11 protein-coding genes are annotated in these 14,811 nt (G+C 67.5%); 6 read left to right on the forward strand and 5 right to left on the reverse strand.

The window, feature by feature from the left end:
- Window positions 1–68 precede the first annotated feature (68 nt).
- Window positions 69–1,421: a S41 family peptidase gene (locus ACMVO5_RS08530; RefSeq protein ID WP_416907095.1), complete on the reverse strand. Its 1,353-nt coding sequence runs from the start codon at window positions 1,419–1,421 to the stop codon at window positions 69–71.
- Between the two features lie 130 nt (window positions 1,422–1,551).
- Between ACMVO5_RS08530 and ACMVO5_RS08535 the strand changes: the two genes are divergently transcribed.
- Both ACMVO5_RS08535 and ACMVO5_RS08540 read left to right on the forward strand, forming a co-directional pair.
- The gene (locus tag ACMVO5_RS08535; RefSeq protein WP_416907096.1) at window positions 1,552–2,811 is read left to right on the forward strand and encodes a parallel beta-helix domain-containing protein; all 1,260 of its coding nucleotides are present in this window, start codon (window positions 1,552–1,554) and stop codon (window positions 2,809–2,811) included.
- Window positions 2,808–3,821, forward strand: a complete 1,014-nt coding sequence (locus ACMVO5_RS08540) for an SO2930 family diheme c-type cytochrome (RefSeq protein WP_416907097.1) — start codon at window positions 2,808–2,810, stop codon at window positions 3,819–3,821. Before ACMVO5_RS08535 ends, ACMVO5_RS08540 begins: the two co-directional genes overlap by 4 nt.
- Before the next feature lie 8 nt (window positions 3,822–3,829).
- Here the strand turns inward: ACMVO5_RS08540 and ccmI are convergent, their stop codons facing one another.
- From ccmI to ACMVO5_RS08560, 4 genes are read right to left on the reverse strand one after another with little or no spacing between them, the layout of a single operon-like run.
- Window positions 3,830–5,125, reverse strand: a complete 1,296-nt coding sequence (ccmI, locus tag ACMVO5_RS08545; protein WP_416907098.1) for a c-type cytochrome biogenesis protein CcmI — start codon at window positions 5,123–5,125, stop codon at window positions 3,830–3,832.
- Between the two features lie 14 nt (window positions 5,126–5,139).
- On the reverse strand, window positions 5,140–5,595 hold the full coding sequence (locus tag ACMVO5_RS08550) for a cytochrome c-type biogenesis protein (protein ID WP_416907099.1): 456 nt from the start codon (window positions 5,593–5,595) through the stop codon (window positions 5,140–5,142).
- A complete protein-coding gene (locus tag ACMVO5_RS08555) occupies window positions 5,592–6,134 on the reverse strand; it encodes a DsbE family thiol:disulfide interchange protein (protein ID WP_416907100.1) in 543 nt (180 codons plus the stop codon). The genes ACMVO5_RS08550 and ACMVO5_RS08555 overlap by 4 nt, the downstream gene beginning before the upstream one ends.
- A 9-nt stretch (window positions 6,135–6,143) precedes the next feature.
- Window positions 6,144–8,141 carry a heme lyase CcmF/NrfE family subunit gene (locus ACMVO5_RS08560; RefSeq protein ID WP_416907101.1) on the reverse strand — a complete coding sequence of 666 codons (1,998 nt, stop codon included), beginning with the start codon at window positions 8,139–8,141 and terminating at the stop codon, window positions 6,144–6,146.
- Window positions 8,142–8,358: 217 nt separating this feature from the next.
- Between ACMVO5_RS08560 and ACMVO5_RS08565 the strand changes: the two genes are divergently transcribed.
- From ACMVO5_RS08565 to ACMVO5_RS08580, 4 genes are all read left to right on the forward strand, one after another.
- Entirely contained in the window at window positions 8,359–10,887 is a 2,529-nt protein-coding gene (locus ACMVO5_RS08565; RefSeq protein WP_416907102.1) for a cyclic nucleotide-binding domain-containing protein, read from the forward strand.
- Complete coding sequence (locus tag ACMVO5_RS08570; protein WP_416907103.1) at window positions 10,887–11,777, forward strand: hypothetical protein; 891 nt, start codon at window positions 10,887–10,889, stop codon at window positions 11,775–11,777. Before ACMVO5_RS08565 ends, ACMVO5_RS08570 begins: the two co-directional genes overlap by 1 nt.
- A 9-nt stretch (window positions 11,778–11,786) precedes the next feature.
- Window positions 11,787–13,781, forward strand: coding sequence for a cytochrome c3 family protein (locus ACMVO5_RS08575; RefSeq protein ID WP_416907104.1), 1,995 nt, complete (start codon window positions 11,787–11,789; stop codon window positions 13,779–13,781).
- Window positions 13,782–13,911: 130 nt separating this feature from the next.
- Complete coding sequence (locus tag ACMVO5_RS08580) at window positions 13,912–14,766, forward strand: phosphodiesterase (RefSeq protein WP_416907105.1); 855 nt, start codon at window positions 13,912–13,914, stop codon at window positions 14,764–14,766.
- Window positions 14,767–14,811: the final 45 nt, after the last annotated feature.

Here is a 14,811-nt window from a genome sequence, read left to right on the forward strand (position 1 = left end):
TCTAATCCTTACGCCAAAGAGCACGCCGCGCTGTCTTAGGCGGCGCGGGGCGCGCGCGCAATCGCTGGCTAGCGCTGCGCGGCCTGCCCGGGGAGCCCGGCCGCCTCGGCCATCTGCACGGCGCGATCAGGGGCGAGGCGCTCGAGCATCTTCACCGCGTAATCGAGCTGGAAGTCGAGCACGCCCTTCTCCTTCAGGGCCTCGGCGGTCATGGCGAAGCGGGGATCGGGCTCGTCATCGGTCTCGATGATCTTGGCGGTCTCGTCCTTGATCTCGTTGATCAGATGGCGCTGCAGATCAGCCTCGCGCAGCCGCGGGCGCTCGCCGCGATTGGGATCGGAGAGCTGGGGCACGGGCACATCGGGCTCGATGCCCGCTTCCTGCACGCTGCGCCCCGAGGGCGTGAAATAGCGCGCCGTCGTCAGCCGCAGCGCCGATTCCTGGCCAAGCGGAATGAGCGTCTGCACCGAACCCTTGCCGAAGGTGCGCTGGCCGATGACGACGGCGCGGCGCTGGTCCTGCAGGGCGCCGGCCACGATCTCGGCGGCAGAGGCCGAACCGGCATCGACCAGCACGACGATGGGCTTGCCGCCGGTCAGATCGCCGGCCTTGGCATTGTAGCGCAGGATGTCGCGCTTGGTGCGTCCGCGCTGCGAGACGATCTCGCCGCGATCGAGAAAGGCGTCGGAGACCTCGATGGCCTGATCGAGCAGGCCACCGGGGTTTGAGCGCAGATCGATGACATAGCCCGTCACCTTGTCGCCGAGCTTCTTCGAGATCGCCTGCAGGGCCTCGCGGGTCATGGGGCCGGTCTGCTTGTTGAAGGTCGAGATCCGCACCACGCCGACGGCGCCCTTGATCTCCCATTTCACCGGCTTGATCTGGATGACCTCGCGCACCAGCTCAAACTCGAGCGGCTCCTTCTCGCCTTCACGGACCACGGTGATGGTCAGCTTGGTGCCGGCCGCGCCGCGCATCTTGTCGACCGCCTCGTTGAGCGAGGTGCCGTAGATCAGTTCGCCGTCGAGGTGGGTGATGTAATCGCCGGCCTTGACCCCGGCGCGCGAGGCGGGCGTGTCATCGGTGGGGGCGACGACTTTGACGGCGCCGTCCTCGGTGGTCACGGTCAGGCCCAGGCCACCATATTCGCCGTCGGTGGTCTGCCGCATGTTGGCGAAATCACGGGCATCGAGATAGCTGGAATGGGGATCGAGGCTGGCCAGCATGCCGTTGATGGCACCCTCGATGAGGTCCGTATCCTCGACTTCGTCGACATAATCGACGCGGACCCGCTCGAACACGTCCATCAGCGCGTCGAGCTGCTTGTAGGTCTCGCTCTGAGAGGCCGCGCGCACCGCCGCGCCGCTGGCCAACGCCAGCGCGCTCACGCCGATCAGCACCATCTTCATGCGAGGCGTCATCTGATACTCCATCAACCGATACGCCGGAATGTAACATACTCTCCCCCAGATGCCAGAGTTGGCTGCTGCGGCTCTTCCGCCCGCGCGCCCTGCGCGCTAGGCTGATGCGAAATCGGGGAAGGACCTGCCCATGCGCGCCATTGCTCTTTTGCTGCTCGCCGCCGCCAGCACGGCGCACGGGGCCACGCTCAGCGTGTCACCGGGCGAGGATGACCAGCGTGCGTTGCAGGAGGCGCTGATCCTGGCCGAGCCGGGCGACACGGTGCTGCTGTCAGCCGGGCGCTTCCGGCTGCAGAAGGGCCTGAGCCTGGATGTGGCCAATGTCACCGTGCGCGGTGCCGGCCCATCCGAGACCATCCTTGATTTCACCGGCCAGACCGGGGATGCGGAGGGGCTGCTGATCACTGCTGATGGGGCACTGATCGCCGATCTGGCGGTCGAGAATGCGGCTGGGAACGGGCTGAAATCCAAGGATGTCGATGGCATCAGCCTGGTCAATCTGCGCGTCGAATGGACCAATGGCGCCAAATCGACCAACGGTGCCTATGGCGTTTATCCCGTCTCCTCGAAGAATGTGCTGATCGAGCGCACGCTGGTCAGGGGCGCGTCGGATGCCGGCATCTATGTTGGCCAGTCACGGAACATCATCGTGCGCCGCAATATTGCCGAGATGAACGTGGCGGGCATCGAGATCGAGAACAGCTACAACGCAGATGTGTATGACAATCTGGCCACCAATAACGCCGGGGGCCTGCTTGTGTTTGATCTGCCGGACCTGCCGCAGCAGGGGGGACATAGCGTCCGCCTTTACGGCAACCGCATCATCGCCAACAACCACGTCAATTTCGCCGCGCCGGGCAATATTGTCGCCGGCGTGCCTTCGGGCACGGGCATCATGGTGATGGCCAACCGCAATGTACATGTGAGCGAGAACGAGATCAGCGGCAACAGGGGCAATGCCGTGATGCTGGTCTCCTATACCCAGAGCTTCACCGACGCCGCCTATAATCCGCTGCCGCGCGGGGTCATGATCGCCGGCAACCTTTATGCCGACAATGGCAGCGCGCCCAGCTTCGCAGGCGGGGCCGAGATTGCGGCTGCGGTGGGCGGCACGCTGCCGCCGGTGATGTGGGACGGGGTGACCAGCTATACAGCGCCCGGCTCGGACGAGGCGATCCCCGCTGACGGTGCGATCCTCGCCACCGACGCGCCGATGCTCAACCTCAATCTTGGCACCTGGGGCACGCCGCTGAGCGCAGCCCAGCCGTCGGTCTCGCCGCCCGCCACCGGGCAGATGCCCGCACCGGCCGCCGTTGTGTTGCCCGAGGCCCAGCTGACGCGCGCGGCCGCCATAAGGGGCGACATCACGGCCAGCCTGATCGAGCGATGATTCGCGGCGCGCTCCTGCTGCTTGCCAGCGCGGCGCTTGTTGGCGCGGCCGAGGCGCCCGCGCCCGATCTCGACCGGCTGCTGGCGCCGCGCCCGGCGCCCATGCTTGCCGATTATGGCCTGTTCAGCGACGCGGCGGCCAACAGCCCGGCTGCGCGGGTGAGGCCCTACAACCTCAATACGCAATTGTTCACCGATTATGCCGACAAGGCGCGCTTCGCCTATCTGCCGCCGGGCACCAGCGCGCGGGTGGAAGGCGGGGTGATCGAATGGCCGGTCGGCACCACGCTCATCAAGCACTTCCAATATGGCAGCGGCGCTGACGTCCGCCGGCTCGAGACGCGGCTGCTGATCCGGCAGCAGAGTGGCTGGCTGCCGGTCTCCTATGTGTGGAACGAGGCGCAGACCGAGGCGCGGCTGCAGATTGCCGGGCAGACGATCCCGCTCACCATCCCGACGCCGGCCGGGCCGCGGGCGATCGATTATCAGGTGCCCAACCGCAACCAGTGCAAGCAATGCCACCAGCAATCGGGCGCTGTGACGCCGATCGGCCCCAGCCTCGCCAATTTCAACACGGGCGTCCAGCTCCAGTCATGGGCCGCGGCCGGCGTTCTCACGGACCTGCCTGACGCTCGGCCTCGCCTCGCCCGCTGGGACGACCCCGAGGCGCCGCTCGATGCCCGCGCCCGCGCCTGGCTCGATGTCAATTGCGGCCACTGCCACAGCCGCGCCGGCTTTGCCTCCAATTCCGGCCTTTACCTTCAGCATGATGAGCCGGACCCGACACATTTCGGTGTGGGCAAGCGCCCCGTCGCCGCTGGGCGCGGCTCGGGCGGTCGCATGGTCGGCATCGCGCCGGGCGCACCGGAGGCCTCGATCCTAGTCCACCGGATCGAATCGACCGAGGCCGGCGTGATGATGCCGCAGATGGGCCGCACCCTGGTTGATGAGGAAGGCGCGGCGCTGATCCGCGCCTGGATTGCCGCGATGCCGGTGGGGGACGACGACTAGGCTTTCGCTCAGTTGATGGCCATTTCGGCAGCGGCGCTGCGGATGCGGGCCTGTGCCTGCGGGTCGGACGAGAAGGCGGCGAGCGCCTTGTCGCGGTCCGCGCGGGCTTGCGCCGTTTCGCCGAGCACGGTGCGGGCGCGCATGAGGCGAAGCCAGCCGGCTTCATCCTGCGGATTGGCCTCAAGCCGGGCGGCAAGACCTTCGACCATGCCGCGGATCATCTGCTGTTGCTGGCCGGGGGGCAGGCGCTGGATTTGCGCCGCCTGTTCGGGCGTGGGACCGGGGAGCACCCCGGCCGGTGCGCTCTGGGGGGCCTGCGGGGGCGGCTGATTGGCGAGCGCGGCGGCGGCGATGGCGGGCGGCGCGGGGGCGGCGACCGAAGCGCCGCCGCTGGTGGGCGGCTGGATGGCGGCGAGCCGGGCGCTGACATCGAGGCCGGCCTCGGCGGCGGTGCCGTTGATGATGTCGCGAAGCTGGGGAACCCAGGGGGCGTCGGCCTGCGAGTCGGCGAGCAGGCTGATCCAGTCATCGATGGCGCCGGCGAGATTGCCGCTCTGGGCCTTCTGGATGCCGAGGAAATAGCGGGCGCGGGCATCCTGACCGTTCTGGGCATTGGCGCGGGTGAAGACTTCGAGGGCCTGCGGCGTGACCTGCCCTTCGGCGGCCTGAACGAGCGCCTCGCCATAGGCGGACTGATAGCCTTCGCCGTCGGGATTGAGGGCGACGGCGCGGGCATAGGCGCGCGCGGCATCGGGGAAGCGGCGGAGATTGTAATAGGACCAGCCCAGCATGCGCCAGCCTTCGGCATCTTCGGGGTTCTGCTCGAGCCGGGCTTCGAGGCCAGCGACGAGCCGGGCGACCTCGGCATCGGCTTCGGCCTGATCGGCCGGCGGCGCGCCGGCAGGCGGGGGCGCTGCGGCGGTGGCGGGGCCGGGCCCGGCGCCGGTGGCGAGCTCGGGCTGGCCCATGGAGGAATAAAGGGCAGCGGCGGCCAGCGCGACCATGGCGGCAAGGCCGACAGCGACGCCGGATAGGGCACGGGCGGCGAAGGGGCGCGCGACATCATCGGGCAGGTGGCCGGCGGCGAGCATGCGGCGCTTGATCTCGATGCGCAGGCCCTCGGCGTCTTGCGGGGGGATGGTGCCGGCGGCGAGCTGGACATCGACATCGGCCAGCTGGTCCTTGAGGACGGCGAGCGTGGCGGCGCGCGCGTCGGCTCTGGCTTCCTGGCGGCGGACGAGCGGGATGGTGAGCGCGGCGGCGACCAGCGCCGCCATGGCGGTGAGGATGATCCAGAGGGTCATGGGGGTGTCCGGGTTCAGGGTCTGGTGTCGGTCAGGACGTCGAGCGCGCGGGCTTCATCGGCGCTGAGCGGGGCCTCGGGAGCGGGCTTTTGCGGACGGCGCCAGATGATGAGGCCGGCGGCACCGAGAAAGAGAAGAAGAAAGGGGCCTGCCCAGAGCAGCCAGGTGCTGGGCTTGACCGGCGGGCGCAGCAGGACGAAATCGCCGTAGCGTTCCGAGACATAAGAGATGACCTGTGCGTCAGAGCGGCCCATCTGGATCTGCTCGCGCACGACGATGCGCAGGTCCTTGGCGAGCGGGGCATCGGAATCGTCGATCGACTGATTCTGGCAGACGACGCAGCGCAGTTCCTTGCTGATGGCACGCGCCCGGGCTTCCTGCGCCGGGTCGGCGAGCATTTCATCGGGAAGGACGGCGGCGGCGGGCGATGCGAGAACGATCAGGAGAAGGGCGGTGAGGATGGCTCTCATGCTTCGGCCCGGAGCTGGGCGAGGAGCGGCTTGATCTTGCCTTCCCATTCCTGCGGGGAAATGGGGCCGATCTGCTTGTAGCGGACGCGGCCGGCCTTATCGACGATGAAGGTTTCAGGCACGCCGGTGACGCCGAGATCGATGGCGGTGCGGCCCTGCTGGTCGGCGGCGACCTTGATGTAGGGGTTGCCCCATTTTTCAAGCCATTGGCGCGAATCGGCGGGCTCGTCCTTCCATGCCAGCCCATAGACCGGCACCCCTTCGGACGCGATCTGGGTGAGCACGGGATGCTCCTGCGGGCAGGCGGCGCACCAGCTGGCGAAGACATTGAGCAGCGCCGGCTCGCCGCGGATGCTGGCCGAGGCGAAGCCGCCGTTCTGCTCGCTGCCCTCATCGATGCCGGGAAGGGCGAATTCGGGCAGCGGCCGGTCGATCAGCTGCGAGGGGAGCAGCTTGGGATCATGGGTCAGGCCGACACCGAAGACGCCGATCAGGCCGACGAAGCCGAGGATGGGAAGGAGGAAGAGCAGGCGCTTCATGGGGGCTGATTACTCCGCTGGGAGCGGGGGGGCAACCGGGCGGGATGCGCTGGCCGGCAACGGGGTGCGGGTGGCAGCGCCGATGCGGTAGCGCCGGTCGGCGAGGCTGGCAGCACCGCCCATGGCCATCATCAGGCCGCCGAACCAGATCCAGCCGACCAGCGGGTGCCAATAGCTGCGCACGACGAGACCCTGGCCATCGGGGCCTTGCTGCGGATCGCCGATGGCGATGTAGCTGTTGCCGAGGATGCCGGCGTCGATGCCGGCCTCGGTGGTCTGGTTGCGGCTGTTGGGGTAGATTCGCCGCTCGGAATAGAGCGTTCTGGTGCGGCCGCCGCGCGTGACTTCGAAGCGGCCCTGCATGGCGCGGTAATTGGCGCCCTCGACATCGGCGAGGCTGACGAAGCGGACCGAGATGGCGCCGACATCGACCGACTGGCCGGGGCGCATGACGAGGATCTGTTCAGCCGAAAGGGCGCTCATGGCGCTTATGCCGGCGACCATGACACCAAGCCCGGCGTGCGCCAGCGCCATGCCGATGACGGCAGGCGGCGTGGTGCGCACGAGGCGCGCATTGAAGCCGGACGCGCCGCGCCAGCGGCGGACGAGTACCATCGCGCCGCCGGCGATCAGCCAGAAGGCGAGCGCGAAGCCGAAGGCGGCCGCCGCCTCCGACCAGCCCAGCGCAAAGCCGGTGGCGAGGAAGAGGAGGACGGCGGCGAGCGCCAGCCACTGAATCTTGGGGGCGAGGGTGCGCAGGCTGTCACGCTTCCAGGCCAGCATGGGGCCGATGGTGACGAGCAGGAGCAGCGGCACCGAGAGCGGCGCGAAGACCATGTTGTAATAGGGCGGGCCGACCGACACCTTCTGGTCGAGCGCCTCCATGACGACCGGGTAGAAGGTGCCGAAGAAGACAACCGAGGTGACCGCCATCAGGAAGAGATTGTTGAGGGTGAGCCCGGCTTCGCGGCTGACGCCGGAGAACAGCGCGCCGGAACGCAGCATGGGCGCGCGAAGGGCGAAGAGCGCCAGCGCGCCGCCGGTGCTGAGGCCGATCATGCCGAGGATGAAGACACCGCGCTCGGGATCGACGGCAAAGGCATGGACCGAGGTGAGGATGCCGGAGCGGACGAGGAAGGTGCCGATGAGGCTGAGCGAGAAGGCGAGAATGGCGAGCAGGATGGTCCAGCCGGCGAGCGCCTGACGCTTTTCGGTGACGATGGCGGAATGGAGGAGCGCCGTGCCGAGCAGCCAGGGCATGAGCGAGGCGTTTTCGACGGGATCCCAGAACCACCAGCCGCCCCAGCCGAGCTCATAATAGGCCCAGAAGCTGCCGAGCGTGATGCCGCAGGTGAGCGGCACCCAGGCGGCCAGCACCCAGGGGCGCATCCAGCGCGCCCAGGCGGCGTCGGCGCGGCCTTCGAGCAGGGCGGCGACGGCAAAGCTGAAGGTGACCGAGAAGCCGACATAGCCGAGATAGAGGAGCGGCGGGTGGAAGACGAGGCCGGGGTCTTGCAGCAGCGGGTTGAGCTCGGCGCCGTTGAGGGGCGCGGGGTCAAGCCGGGCGAAGGGGTTGGAGGTGAACAGGGCGAAGGCGAGGAAGGCGGAGGTGATCATCGCCTGGATGCTGAGAACCCGGGCCTGAAGGCTGGGGCGGAGATTGTCGCCAAAGGCGGCGATGCCGGCACCGAACAGGGCGAGGACCAGCACCCAGAGCAGCATCGAGCCCTCATGATTGCCCCATGTCGCGGCCAGCCGGTAGGGCAGCGGCTGATCAAGCGCGCTGTGATTGGCGACGAGCGCCACCGAGAAATCGGCACGGGCGAAGCTGATCATGAGGGCGGCAAAGGCAAAGGCGAGGAGGGCGGCCTGCACCTGGGCGGTGACGGCGCCGAAGCGCATCAGCGCGCCATCACCGCGCACCGCGCCGACCATCGGCAGCACGGCCTGGGTGAAGGCGACGACGAAGGCGAGGATCAGCGCGAAATGGCCGGTTTCTGCGAGCATGGGATAGAGGTGCCTTTATCGGTGCCGGGCGGCGGGTTTGAGGGTCTGTAGCTGAAACTATGGCTGAATTTATTCGTAAATGCAGCAAATATGGTTGCCACTGTAATGTGTCTGGCGCACCATGGCGCTTGAGTGATGTGTCGCACGGCAAGCGGCGTCATGGTGGTTGGGGGCTTGAGCTTTGGACCTGGGGTTTGCAAGGGGGCGGTAGCGGGTCGTGAGCGAGCATTTCCGCATTGCGATCGTCGGATCGGGGCCGGCGGGGCTGAGCGCGGCAGCGCGCGCGGCGCAGCTGGGGCTGAGCCATGTGCTGCTGGAAAAGACCGACCATCTTTCCGATACCATCTACAAATATCAGAAGGGCAAGCATGTGATGGCGACGCCGTCACAGCTTGTGTTGCGGTCTGACCTCGATTTCGAGGCGGGCAAGCGCGAGGTGGTGCTGGGCACTTGGGATGAGCAGACCGCCGGGCACAAGGTGAATGTGCGGCTGAAGGCCGAGATCAAGTCGATCGTCGGCACCGGGGCGCCGATCGAGGGATCGGTGCAGAAGATCGTAACGCGCGGGCGCGACGGCAGCAGCGAGGTGAAGGAAATCCAGCGCCTCGCGCCGCCCTACATGCTGACGCTGACCGATGGCAGCACGGTGATCGCCGATGCGGTGGTTCTGGCGATCGGCACGCAGGGCAACCCCAATCTCATGCGCTGCCCGGGCGGCAACCTGCCCCATGTGCAATATCAGCTCGACGACCCGGCGATGTACAATGACGAGCATATCTTCGTGATCGGCGGCGGCGACGCCGGGATCGAGAATGCGCTGGGGCTGGCGGCGGACGCGGCACAGGGCAATGTGGTGACGCTGGTCAACCGCGGGCTGGAGTTTGCCACCGCCAAGGGCGCCAATGTGAAGGCGCTGATGGCGGCGCGCGATGCCGGGCGGATCAGCATCATGACCGGTACCACGACCAAGGAGATCGAGCCGGGCTGGATCACCCTTGATACCACCGACGGCGAGGTGCGGGCGCGCTGCGACAGGGTGATTGCGCGGATGGGCTCGGCGCCGCCGCGCGGCTTTGTCGAGGCCTGCGGGGTGGAGTTTGCCAGCAACGACCGGCTGGCCTTTCCCAAGCTTTCGGCAGTGTTCGAATCGAGCGCGCCCGGCATCTTCGTGATCGGCGCGCTGGCCGGCTATCCGCTGATCAAGCATTGCATGAATCAGGGTCATGATGTCGTCGAGTTCATCAATGGCAACACCGATCTGAAGCCTGCGGACGAGCCGATTCTGGAGGCCAAGTTCGCCGGGCTGCCGGGTGGGCGCACGGTGGGGGACTGGCTGGAATTCCTGCGCTCACGCGTGGGCATATTGAACGGCATGAGCGCGCTGCAGATGCGCGAGTTCATGCTCGACAGCGAGGCAAGGGCTTACCGCGCGGGCGAGGTGATCTTCGAGCGCAATGCGCCGGGCTCGTCGCTGTTCGGCATTGCCGAGGGGCATGTGCTGGTCGAGGTCAACAAGGATGACCCCTCGATCACCGTGCCGATCGGCGAGGGCGAGATCTTTGGCGAGGTCGGGCTGATTTCGGGGCGCAAGCGCGGCGCGACCATCAGGGCGGGCAGCGACTGTGTGCTGGTGGAGATTTCGCGCACCGCGGCGCTGAAGCTGATGAGCGCGGTGCCGAGCGCCGGGCGCGAGGTGACGCGGGTGACGACCGAGCGCTCGCTGCTGCAGATCTTCAAGTCGGGGCTGACCTCGGCCGACCTGAGGGATGTGGTGGCGGCCGCCAAGGTGGAGACGCTGAAGGCGGGCCAGGCGCTGATCAAGGAAGGCGAGACCGGCGACGACATCTTCATCATCCGCTCGGGCTCGATGGTGGTGGAGAAGGCGATCGGCGGCAAATCCGTGTTCTTGAGCTATGTGCCGGCGGGCTCTTATGTGGGCGAAATGGCGGTGATCGACGGCGGGCCGCGCACGGCCACGGTGCGCGCGGCGGTGAAGAGCGATGCGATCCGCATTCCGGGCGAGGCCTTCCGCCCGCTGCTGGCGGCCAAGCCGGGGCTGACGGCGAAGCTGCGCGAGGAAATGGCGAGCCGCACCCAGCTCAACAATTTCATCGAATCGAAGAAGGACAGCTTCGAGGGCGTGGTCGACATGTACACCGGCGTCGCCAATTTCCTGGTCGACAATGGGGTGGGCGAGGCGACCGATGTGCTGCTGATCGACGAGAAGCTGTGCATTGGCTGTGACAATTGCGAAAAGGCGTGCGCCGACAGCCATGACGGGCTGAGCCGTCTCGACCGCGAGGCGGGCCGGACCTATGCGCATCTGCATGTGCCGACATCGTGCCGGCACTGTGAGCAACCGCATTGCATGGCCGATTGCCCGCCCAATGCGATTCACCGCGGGCCGACGGGCGAGGTCTATATCGACGAGACCTGCATCGGCTGCGGCAATTGCCAGCGCAACTGCCCCTACGGCGTGATAAGGATGGACAAGGTGCCGCCCAAGCGGCCCTGGCTGATCAGCTGGATGCTGTTTGGGCAGGGGCCGGGGCCGGGCGAGCCGGGCATGAAGTGGAAGAAGAAGCACGCCGACCCCGAGGCGCCCAAGAAGGCGATCAAGTGCGACATGTGCTCGGGGCAGGAAGGCGGGCCGGCCTGTGTGCGGGCTTGCCCCACGGGGGCGGCGATCCGGGTCAGCCCCGAACAGTTCCTGTCGATGGCCATGCTCGATGAGAAGGCGGACTGATGGCTGGCAAGGCGATGACCGGAAAGGCTGTGAGCCGGGCGCCGCGCGACACGGCGCATGAAGGGTTTTTGAGCCATGCCGGGATGCGCTGGGCAAAGGTTTCGGCCAGCCTCGCGCTGGTGGCGACGCTGGCCTATGCGCTGATTGACCAGACGCCGCGGCCCAATGGCGGCACGGCGCTGGGCTATGCGCTGGGCACGGTCGGGCTGCTGATGATCCTGTGGCTGAGCGCGATCGGGCTCAGGAAGCGGATCATCACCACCAAGCCGTTTTCGCTCAAGGCCTGGACCAGCGCGCATGTCTATCTGGGGCTTTCGCTGATTGTCATCGGCACGCTGCACGCCGGCTTTCAGCTGGGCTGGAATGTGCATTCGCTGGCCTATGTGCTGATGATGATCGTGATCATCTCGGGGATTTACGGGGTGGTCGTTTATGCCCGGCTGCCTGCCCAGCTTTCGGCCAACCGCAACGAGGCGACGCAGCCGCAGATGCTGGAAGCGATCCGCACGCTGGACCGGCAGCTCGACACATCTGCCCAGCCGCTGGGCAAGGCCGAGGCCGATCTGGTGCGGATGAGCCTTGAGGCGTGCGAGGTTTCGGGCGGGCTGTGGCAGCGGCTGACCGGGCGGCACCCGAAATGCGGCAATGCGCGGGCGCGGGACGCCGTGCAGGCGCTGGTCAACCAGCAGATGCGGCAGGGCAAGCCGGACCCGGCGCTGTCGCAGATCCTGTTTCTGCTCGAACGGAAGGACGCGGCGCTGGCGCAGGCGCGGCGGCACATCCGGATGAAGACGCAGCTCGAGATCTGGCTTTATGTGCATGTGCCCATGACCGTGGCGCTGATCGTGGCGCTCACTGCGCATGTGCTCAGCGTGTTCATCTACTGGTAGGGGCGGGCCATGAGCTTCATCATCCGCCAGATCGCCAAGCGCGCCGACGGGGGCGACATTATCCGCACGCGCACGCTGGAGGCGCCGGAGATTTCGGTGGGGCGCGGCACCGACTGCGACATCCAGCTGGCCGACCTTGGCATCATGCTGCGCCATGCCCGGCTGACCCGGCTGGCGGGCGGGCTTGTCGCTGTGGAGGCGACCGGCGGCATTCCGCTCGAGATCGACGGCAAGTTTGTCAACCGGGCCGAGCTTGTCGCCGCGGCCAGCCCGGCGATCAACATGGCCAGCCACCGGCTGACCCTGGGCGCCGGCGACAAGCCCGGGGATGTGACGATCAGCGCCGAGCGGGTGATCCCGGCGACCGATGCGGCGGATGCGGGCTCGGAAGTGGAGATTTTCTCGCTCGGCGGCGCGATGCCGACGAAGCGGGCAATGGCCTGGACGATGGCGCTGCTGGTGCTGGGCTTCGGGCTGCTCTGGCCGATGCTTTCGATGTGGGGGCGCGGGCCGGCAGAGCTGCCCGCCGCGATGGTGGCGGACGCGGCGCGAGTGACGCCCAGGGCCGCGAGCGGGGCCGCGCGGCTGGCGCCTGCGGGCAGCGCGGCGCCCGTGGCGCTGACGGCCATGCAACCCGATATCGTGTGGAACAGCGGACCGATGTCGGGCGCGCATGCGGGGACAAGCTACAGTTGCGGCGCCTGCCATCAGGAGGCGTTTGTCGCCACGAGCGACGCCTCCTGCGTGGCCTGCCACAAGCCCGAGGTGGTGCCTGACCATGCCGCGGCTGACCGGATGCGGACCGGCCGCTTCGTGCCGACAGGCGGGCTGGCGGCGGCGACGCTGGCGGTGCAGCAGGCCGCCGGGCTGCAGCCGGGCCGCTGCGCCAGCTGCCACAAGGAGCATGAGGGGCCGGACGGCGCCTTGATGGTGGCGCAGAGCTTCTGCACCGACTGCCATACCGGGCTTGACGGGCGGCTGAGCGACACGAAATTGGCCAATGTCGAGGGCTGGGACGAGCATCCGCAGTTCAAGGCGACGCTGGTAGCCAAGGCCTCTGACCTGTCACCGCGCTTCGAACGCGTGTCGCTGGATGCGACGCCGAAGGAGGCATCCGGGCTGATCTATCCGCATGAGCTGCACATGTCGAAGACCAATGCCGTGGCAAACATGGTGGTCAAGCAGGGGCTGCCCGCGAAAGACGGCGCGCTGGGCTGCAACTATTGCCATGTCAGCGACAGCGACGGGGTGCGCTTCAAGCCGATCGAGATGGAGGCCAATTGCGCGGCCTGCCACGATCTGTCCTTCGCCCGCGATGGCGGCGTGGTGCGCACGCTGCCGCACGGCAAGCCGGCGCAGGTGGCGGGCATCGTGCGCGACTTTTATCTGTCGCAGGCGCTGTCACCGCGCGCCGGGGTGCAGCGGCTGGCCTTTGAGCGGCGGGCGCCGGGGCAGATGGCGGAGGCCGAGGCGCGCGACCTTCGGGTGACGAGCGCGGCAGAAGCGCGGGTGCTGGCAGGGCGCGCCGTGGACCAGATCTTCAGCAAGGACGGCGTCTGCGCCGACTGCCATATGGTGAGCAACACGGGAGCCGAGAACCTGGCCGAACGGTGGCAGGTGGCGCCGGTGACGATCAATAACCATTATCTGCCCAAGGGGCTGTTTCCGCATGGTCGGCATGACAGCTACAATGGCAAGACCGGCGATGCCGCCTGTGTCGCCTGCCACACGGGGGTGACGAAATCGAAGCTGGCGACCGATGTGCTGCTGCCCAAGGTGGAGGGCTGCCGCGACTGCCATGGCTCGGGCGATGTGAAGACCAATGTGGCGGCGACCTGCGACACTTGCCATGGCTATCATTTTGGCAGCGACCTGCCGGTGCCGGCGGCGCTGAATGTGGCGGGCGGGTCGGCGGCCGGACATGCGGCAGGCCATGGCGCAGCGGCCGGCGAATGGCGCGGTCCGCCGCGGACGGCTGTGGCGAAGGCCGGGGTCGGCGGTTGAGGATCAAGCCGCCTTTCGGCTTGACCAGCTTTCATGATTTTACATTCGAGATGGTTGCGCCTGCATTTACCATGCGTCACTTTGTGTCGTTATTCCGTATCTGTGGAAAACTGGGACGCGGGCCGCTCTGATGTTGATTGCACAGGTCACGGATATTCACCTGGGCTTCCAGCCGGATGACCCGGCGGAGCTCAACCGCAAGCGGCTGGACGAGGTCGTGGCGACGTTGCTGGCGCTGACGCCGCAGCCGGACCTTTTGCTGATGACGGGCGATCTGACCGAATTCGGCACGGTGGCGTCCTATCAGACGTTGAAGACCGTGTGTGCCGCCCTGCCCTTTCCGGTGTTGCCGGCGCTGGGCAACCATGATCTGCGGGAGAATTTTTACGCGGTCTTTCCCGATGCGCCGCAGGTCGGGGGATTTCTGCAATATTGCTATGACGCCGGGCCGCTCCGGGTGATCGTGCTCGATACGCTGGAGGAAGGGCGGCACGGGGGCAGCTTTGATCCGGCGCGCGCGGCCTGGCTGGACGCGCGGCTGGCGGAGGACGCGCGGCCGACGGTGGTGGTGTTGCACCATCCGCCGATCGAGACCGGCAATGGCTGGATGACCGAGGATCTGGATGCGCCCTGGGTGCGGCGGCTGCGCGGCGTGATCGAGAGGCATGGCCATGTGGTGCGGCTGGTGACCGGGCATCTGCACCGGGCGATCGTGACCGGGTGGGGCGGGACGACGCTTGCGGTCTGCCCGTCTTCAGCGCCGCAAGTCGCGATCGACTTTCGCGAGATCGACCCCGAAGAGCCGGATGGCCGGGACATGATCGTGGCCGAGGGGCCGGGCTTTGCGCTTCACTATTGGACCGGGCGCGACCTGATCACCCATTTCGGCTCAGGCGGCGAGCATCCCGTGCTGGCGCGCTACAATGCGCGGATGCAGCCGACGGTGCAGCATATCCTGCACGAGCGCGGCAAGACCGACGCCTGATCGCGGCGCGCTGCGCGCTATACGCGCTCCATATGCGTCTGCGCG

This window comes from Polymorphobacter sp. (assembly GCF_048007885.1).
Classification (GTDB): Bacteria; Pseudomonadota; Alphaproteobacteria; order Sphingomonadales; family Sphingomonadaceae; genus Sandarakinorhabdus.

What these genes read in the sequence shown, in the direction of transcription:
- ACMVO5_RS08550 (WP_416907099.1), bottom strand. Translation starts at nt 5,595, where the DNA reads ATGAGAGCCATCCTCACCGCCCTTCTCCTGATCGTTCTCGCATCGCCC.
- ACMVO5_RS08555 (WP_416907100.1), bottom strand. Translation starts at nt 6,134, where the DNA reads ATGAAGCGCCTGCTCTTCCTCCTTCCCATCCTCGGCTTCGTCGGCCTG.
- ccmI (WP_416907098.1), bottom strand. Translation starts at nt 5,125, where the DNA reads ATGACCCTCTGGATCATCCTCACCGCCATGGCGGCGCTGGTCGCCGCC.
- ACMVO5_RS08540 (WP_416907097.1), top strand. Translation starts at nt 2,808, where the DNA reads ATGATTCGCGGCGCGCTCCTGCTGCTTGCCAGCGCGGCGCTTGTTGGC.
- ACMVO5_RS08570 (WP_416907103.1), top strand. Translation starts at nt 10,887, where the DNA reads ATGGCTGGCAAGGCGATGACCGGAAAGGCTGTGAGCCGGGCGCCGCGC.
- ACMVO5_RS08580 (WP_416907105.1), top strand. Translation starts at nt 13,912, where the DNA reads ATGTTGATTGCACAGGTCACGGATATTCACCTGGGCTTCCAGCCGGAT.
- ACMVO5_RS08530 (WP_416907095.1), bottom strand. Translation starts at nt 1,421, where the DNA reads ATGACGCCTCGCATGAAGATGGTGCTGATCGGCGTGAGCGCGCTGGCG.
- ACMVO5_RS08575 (WP_416907104.1), top strand. Translation starts at nt 11,787, where the DNA reads ATGAGCTTCATCATCCGCCAGATCGCCAAGCGCGCCGACGGGGGCGAC.
- ACMVO5_RS08535 (WP_416907096.1), top strand. Translation starts at nt 1,552, where the DNA reads ATGCGCGCCATTGCTCTTTTGCTGCTCGCCGCCGCCAGCACGGCGCAC.
- ACMVO5_RS08560 (WP_416907101.1), bottom strand. Translation starts at nt 8,141, where the DNA reads ATGCTCGCAGAAACCGGCCATTTCGCGCTGATCCTCGCCTTCGTCGTC.